This is a genomic window from Sphingomonas arabinosi (genome assembly GCF_036663715.1).
GTDB lineage: Bacteria > Pseudomonadota > Alphaproteobacteria > Sphingomonadales > Sphingomonadaceae > Sphingomonas.
On the sequence record NZ_JAXOJN010000015.1, the window covers coordinates 58,564 to 64,974 of the forward strand.

Genomic DNA, 6,411 nt, shown 5'->3' on the forward strand with positions numbered 1-6,411 from the left:
CCGGCGGTCCTGTGGCCTGGTTTGTCACCGCCCTTCACAGCGCGTTCTCGGTAATTTCTAGGCTAATGCGTCCGGAGGGAAATCCTTGCCGCGTGAGCACCGCCAATATCTTTTCTGAAAGCCAGGGATCGCGAAACTGGATCGGCGACACATTGATGGCGATCGTCAGCTCAGGTGGCCAGCTCACGGCATCGACGCAAACCTTCTCAAGCAAACTGAGCATGAGTTCGCCGATCAGGCCGCATTCTTCAATGATCGGAATAAACTGGTTAGGGCCAACCATTGCACCATCGGTCCGGCTCCATCTTGCCAGCATTTCGAAGCCGACAATGCATCCGGACGACAGGTTGACGATCGGCTGGTAATAGGGGTGAAAGGCGTCGGTTTGAAAATCGGCCCGTATCTCGTGCTCGAGCACAGCGCGTGCTGCTAGCTCTGCTCCCATGCTGGGCTGGAACGAACTGTGGCGCGAACGACCAAGCGATTTTGCATTGTACATCGCGATATCTGCGTGTTGCATGAGAGCCTCACGACTCGAAGCGTCAGCAGGGAACCGTGAAATACCGATGCTGGCGCTAATATAGTGTAAGAACCCGTCTATCCGGAATGGCGCGGCTATCTCCTGAACCAGCCGGTCGGCCGTCGCCATCGCTACCGCGTGCCCGTCCATTGCAAGCTGGAGCGTAACGGCAAATTCGTCACCACCTAGCCGGTAGGCATTTCCCACGCCTCCAATCATGGTAGCAAGGCGGCCCGCCACGGCCTGCAGAAGCCGGTCGCCAGCACCGTGTCCGTGCGCGTCGTTGACCCCCTTGAACAGGTCAAGATCGAGCATGAACAGATAGATCTGTTCCGACTGGTGACGGCTCACGAACGTGTCGAGCCGTTCAGTGAGGGCCCGTCGGTTCTCGAGACCGGTCAGAGGGTCTCGGTACGCCAGTACCTGCGCCTTCTGCTCTGCGGAACGTGCACGCTCCTGCTCGGCGAGCATGGTCGAGCGGGACTGTAGGACCTGCTTGAAGCCTGCGTGGTTCGTCGAGAGCGTCCGAAGTATCAGGAGTGCGACGATGAGGAAGTTTGCGCCGACGCTGAACAATGACCAGTCGGAGGAAATCAGGAGACGGATCGTGACAGGCATTACGCCAAACAGCAGAACGAGATATCCCGCGAGGGGCAACGCCTGCAAGCAAAAGCAGCAGCTTATTGCTCCAACGAACACGTAGAGCGAGATGGACACACTGCGGATGCGATCCGCCTCGCTAAACAGCAGCGATCCCCACACGCCAAACACGATACTGAGAAGCGCTGCCGTCATGATCGTGCCGCGAAGGTATAGTTGCACGTCCCTAGGGGTGGCGATCACCGACCTACGGCGAACCCATAACAGCGCTCGAAGCATGATAACGGCCGACAATGCCGCCGGAATGCCAAAGCTCATGCCCAATGGCACGTCGCGGAAGGTCTCAATGCCAAGAAACACGACGTTGATGAACATGAGCGCGTACATCAACGGAATCTGTCGGCGCAGCGACGCGTACTGCTCGAGCAGGAACTCGTCCGACGGCCGCGCGGTGTACGGTTGTACGCTAGAAAGCCACTCGAACATGGTCTTGTGTTCCCCTAGACGTCTCCGCTATCGGCAACGTATTGATATTGTGTGCATGCGCATGTGCGTCCATATTTGCAGCGCGGCTCTTCTGAAATGTCTGTCGAGAACTTAGGCGGGCGCTGTTCTCGGCACGGCCCAGGCCAGCGGCCTCTCCCTAAGGGGCTGCCGCACGCCATTGGTCCCGAAAATCAAATCGTTAAGACCTGAGGTGTACACGGCACGGGAAGGGAAATCTTGTGCGCGACTATCAAGAAGAGGCGCGGCTAGACGCTCTGTACCAGCTGAAGCTGCTGGACTCGTCTCCGAGCGAGAGCTTCGATCGTATCACCCGAATGGCCAGTCAGATCTTCGGGTTACCGGTGGCTGCGGTATCGTTGACGGACCGAGACCGACAATGGTTCAAGTCGCGCGTTGGCGTTGATCACGACAGCATCCCCAGGGACAAGGCGCCCTGTGCCCAGGTGGCCGAGACGACACAGCCGCTGGTCATCGAGGATTTTCTGGCAGATCCCTTCTACGCCGATAGCGTGCTGGCCCGGGCGGGCACGCGCTTCTATGCCGGTGTTCCTCTGGTCACCGGCACCGGCTATGGTCTTGGGTCGCTATGCGTTCTTGGAACCGAGCCGCGGCAGGCATCTTCATCGGAGATGGCAGGGCTGGTGGATCTGGCCGCGATGGTCATGGCGCAGATCGAATTGCAGCATGCGTTTGGACGCGTTGATCCCATCAGTGGCATGCCGACCAGGAACCAGTTCCGCGAGGACCTGATAGATCTTGCACGGGACCATCCGGGTGAGCAGCGTCTCGCCGTCTTCGTCGATCTCGCGCGCGACGACCAAATTAGCAAGATAACGCGAGCCATGGGCGGCGCCCGCGTGGACGAGCTGATCCGGGAGGCGTCACAGTCGCTGCGAGCCGCGCTAAGCCCTGCTCGCGCCGCATATCATGTGGGCGCAGCACAGTTCGCCTTCCTCTCGCCGCCGGATGTCGATCAAGTCGCCTACATGCGCCTGCTGCAGTCGACGTTCGAGACGCTGCGTGCATCCTCCTCGGTGCGCTTTGTCACAAACGTCGCCATCGGCGTCCGACCCTTCATCCTTGGCACTGTGCCGCCCGACAATGTGCTGCGGGGTGCGGCCAGCGCTGCTGAGGATGCGAGAAGGACCGAAGGCGCCATCGCTCTATACTCTTCAGAAAACGACACAGCGCACCTACGCCAATATGGTCTGTTACGGGATTTCGGCGCAGCGCTTGAGGCGGGTGATCAGCTACGGCTCGTTTACCAGCCCCGTATCGAGCTAGCGACGGAGCGCTGCATCGGGGCCGAAGCACTGTTGCGCTGGCAGCACCCGCGCCTCGGCGAGGTGTCTCCAGCAAAGTTCATCCCCATTATCGAACAGACCTCATTTGCGCGACCAACAACGCAGTGGGTGCTGGATGCGGCACTGGACCAAATTTCGGTCTGGGAGATCGCGGGTATCAATACCGCGCTGTCCGTCAACATTACTGCTGCCAACCTCGGGGAAGCCGACTTGGCGGAGCGCATTCAGTCGGGATTAAAGGCGCGGGATCTACGGGCTGACAGGCTCGAGATCGAGTTGACTGAAAGTGCGATCATGGATCAACCGGAGCAGGCGCTTGCCACGTTGGGTGAACTGGCGGAGGCCGGAATCTGTCTCGCGATCGACGACTTTGGCACCGGCCATAGCAGTTTGGCCTATCTGCAACGGCTGCCGGCACAGGTCGTCAAAATCGATCAGTCATTCGTACGAAACCTTGCCAAGGCGACCGGACCAGACTTGGTGCTCATCGAGGCGATGATCGATCTCGCGCACAGACTAGGCTACCGCGTCGTGGCGGAAGGTGTCGAAAGCAAAGAAGTGGCAGCCGTTCTGGCGCGGCTTGGCTGTGAGGAGGCGCAGGGCTTCTGGTTCGCGCGTCCGATGGAGGCTGAGCAATTCGCAAAATGGCTGTTGGCGCGGCGGACAGGCGGGCCGGCCTTCGCCGGCGAAGCGTAAGGCACAGGCCAGGGGAGGGAATGATACCGTCGCGAGGCGTCTTTGATGCGATCGCCGCCATGGCCTTGGACATTTTCAACCTTGTTTGAGCCATTTGTTGCCGTTCTGACGAGAACACGCCAATCAGTTGAGGCCGGTTTAGTGACGAACGCAGCGTTGCTGTCACTCAGGCGGGACCGTCGAAGGGGCGGGCTCCGAGGGACGCGGGGACGTGCAGCCTATTTCGCCATCGAGGCTTCGAAATAGCGCTGCGTTGGCCATCGGAAACAGGATGAGCCGGCTTCGAAGCACAACGTGGGTCAGCGACACCCGGCCGGCGCAATAGTCAAAGGTACGCGGCGTCGCCTGGTCAAAAACGAAGGCGCTCATCCGGCCGTCCGCAAGCGCCACGACTTTCCAGTAGCCGGACGGAACCCGAGCGAGCAATGGCCCAGCGGGCAGCGGCGCCATCAGCCGTTCGAACAAGGGCCCGGTGTACACGTAGACGGCAGTATTCAGTCGTTGCGCAAGCGACCGTTCCTGTCCTTCCAGTGCGTTCCATGGCCCCTGGTTTAGCGCTGACGCCTGGGGAGTTATGTTCGACAGGATGTTGGTGTCAGCGGCGAACGGCGTGCCGGAGAATGCCGCTAGCGGCGCCTGATGACCGCGGTCCGTTCGTAGTGCTTGGTTGGCGCCACCATACGCGTCCGGCGTCAGCGTCTCGTCGACACCAAGTGAGGGATCGGTCCGCCAGTCGCGATCCGCCGACGGGCCAATCGAAGCGGGCGTCACGCGATAGGCAACCCAGTCGGCGAGCTTGGTAAGGTCGTTGGACGAAAGCGTGTAGATTTCGCGCACTACGGTGTCGTTCGTGGACGGAGCCCCCACAGGGCAGCCGAACAGGCAGTGAAAGCTGTGCAGTTCACTATCACGCGCTAGCGCAGGGGTTGCGTATGCCGCGACCGCAGTGATCAGGACGGTGCGCCTGAGCGTTTTTACCCAACGCCCAAAGCGAGCGTTTAGACGGATCATCGGGCTGTCGTAGAAACACTGCATATCCAAACCCTATAGCTGGCTAATGACGCCTGTGCGACGATTGCCCGACACGCGAGGACTCCGTATGCGCGACGGCCAGGAACTGCCGGTCTACACAGCCGAAATGTTCGCATCGCCTGGTGACGAATGCGACATCGTCATGAAAGGTGGGGTCACCAGCGGCATCGTCTATCCATACGCTATCCTCGAGCTTGCCCGTCGTTATCGGTTCCGCTCGGTTGGTGGTACCTCCGCCGGTGCCATCGCGGCATCGCTGGCAGCAGCGGCCGAATATGCGCGCACGGTACGCGGAGATCCAGCCGGCTTCGTCCGCCTGCAAAACCACTGCGACGGACTACCCGAACGCATGGCCGACCTGTTCCAGCCAGAGCCACGCTACCGCCGCCTGTTGAGGTATCTGCTACGCGCCCAGAGCGGACGCAGCCTATACGGGCTCATTGCGGACCTGCCATTAGCCGCGCCGCTCCCGGCGACCGTTGGTATCGTCGTGGGCGCTATCGGTATGTGGGCGTTACGCGCTGGACTGGCGGGCATCCTCCTCGGGGCAATCGTTGGACTGGTCATCGCCCTCGTTGTCCATGCGCTACGTCTAGTTCGAACGCATCTGCCGCAAAGCGATTTCGGCGTCTGTCCGGGCCGATCAGCCGGGCGGTAACGGACCTGCGCTGACCAGTTGGCTCCACGCCGCGATCCAGGACATTGCATTCGGCGAAGGCTGGAAGGGCCGACCGCCGCTGACCTTCGGACACTTGCTAGGGACAGGCTCGGACGGGCAGATCGATCTGCGGGTGATAACGACCAATCTGGGCATGGGGCGGCCGCACACGCTGCCCACTCTGGGGATTACTGCTGCATACAGCGATGCCGAATGGCGCCGACTGTTTCCCGGCAACGTGTGCGACTGGATCGGCGGAACCGTAACTGAACCGGCACACATGCCCGGCTTGTCCAGCTTTCCGTCGCCAAACGATCTGCCGGTGCTCGTCGCCGCGCGGATGAGCCTTGCCTTCCCACTGCTGTTCGCAGCGGTGCCGGTCCATGTCCGCGACTTCGCCAACGCCGAGCTTCAGCGCGCAACTGGCGCCGCACCGGTCATCCAGAACCGACGTATCCTGTTTGCTGATGGCGGGATCAGCAGCAATTTCCCCATCCACCTGTTCGACGCTTTGCTGCCGGGCAGGCCGACGTTTGCACTCAGCCTCGATAGCCTGCCCTTAGGAACAACAATCGGGGACCAGCGGGTATTCATCCCTATCACTGCCCGTCAAGGTTTTGGGTTGCCAGCGCGCGAGGCCGTGTCGCTCGGCGGTCTGTTCGGGTCAATCTTCAAGGCAGCAAAAGATTGGCAAGATCAGTTGCTGAGCACGATGCCGGGACAGCGTGAGCGCATCGCCCACGTCATGCTTTCTGCAGACGAAGGCGGCCTTAACCTCATTATGCCGCCAGAACGTGCGCGGGCACTCATGCGCCGTGGCCTTGAAGTAGGCCGTCGATTTGCCGACGGCGCTCTCAATTTTGACGAACACCGCTGGCGCCGATCGCTGGTAGCGTATGATCAGCTCGCCCGACTGTCGGGGACCGTGCATCAAACCTGGTCGAGCGGGTTCGGTTCGTGGTTGCTGCACTACATGGGTAAGCGTGGTCTGAAGGTCGCCTTGTAGGCGGAGCGTTCAACGGGTTGATGGCGGCTCTTTGAACGGGGCCGTGATGTCAGACGAGACTATCGAACCAGCGGCAGGTGTAGCGAGT

At 60.8% G+C, this 6,411-nt stretch carries 5 protein-coding genes; 3 read left to right on the forward strand and 2 right to left on the reverse strand.

What is annotated here, in order from left to right:
• Window positions 1-34: 34 nt before the first annotated feature.
• The gene (locus U1708_RS17950; protein WP_332747442.1) at window positions 35-1,606 is read right to left on the reverse strand and encodes a putative bifunctional diguanylate cyclase/phosphodiesterase; all 1,572 of its coding nucleotides are present in this window, start codon (window positions 1,604-1,606) and stop codon (window positions 35-37) included.
• Window positions 1,607-1,845: 239 nt separating this feature from the next.
• Here U1708_RS17950 and U1708_RS17955 point away from each other — a divergent pair, with 239 nt between their 5' ends.
• A complete protein-coding gene (locus tag U1708_RS17955) occupies window positions 1,846-3,627 on the forward strand; it encodes a sensor domain-containing phosphodiesterase (protein WP_332747444.1) in 1,782 nt (593 codons plus the stop codon).
• A 162-nt stretch (window positions 3,628-3,789) separates the two neighbouring features.
• Here the strand turns inward: U1708_RS17955 and U1708_RS17960 are convergent, their stop codons facing one another.
• The gene (locus U1708_RS17960) at window positions 3,790-4,662 is read right to left on the reverse strand and encodes a DNA/RNA non-specific endonuclease (RefSeq protein ID WP_332747446.1); all 873 of its coding nucleotides are present in this window, start codon (window positions 4,660-4,662) and stop codon (window positions 3,790-3,792) included.
• 64 nt (window positions 4,663-4,726) lie between these two features.
• Here U1708_RS17960 and U1708_RS17965 point away from each other — a divergent pair, with 64 nt between their 5' ends.
• Together U1708_RS17965 and U1708_RS17970 are read left to right on the forward strand one after the other, a co-directional pair.
• Complete coding sequence (locus U1708_RS17965) at window positions 4,727-5,317, forward strand: patatin-like phospholipase family protein (protein ID WP_332747448.1); 591 nt, start codon at window positions 4,727-4,729, stop codon at window positions 5,315-5,317.
• A gap of 133 nt (window positions 5,318-5,450) precedes the next feature.
• Window positions 5,451-6,323, forward strand: coding sequence for a patatin-like phospholipase domain-containing protein (locus U1708_RS17970; protein WP_332747450.1), 873 nt, complete (start codon window positions 5,451-5,453; stop codon window positions 6,321-6,323).
• Window positions 6,324-6,411 lie beyond the last annotated feature (88 nt).

Excerpts from the sequence above, each read along its gene's own strand:
- U1708_RS17965 (WP_332747448.1), top strand. The coding sequence starts at position 4,727 with ATGCGCGACGGCCAGGAACTGCCGGTCTACACAGCCGAAATGTTCGCA.
- U1708_RS17960 (WP_332747446.1), bottom strand. The coding sequence starts at position 4,662 with ATGCAGTGTTTCTACGACAGCCCGATGATCCGTCTAAACGCTCGCTTT.
- U1708_RS17950 (WP_332747442.1), bottom strand. The coding sequence starts at position 1,606 with ATGTTCGAGTGGCTTTCTAGCGTACAACCGTACACCGCGCGGCCGTCG.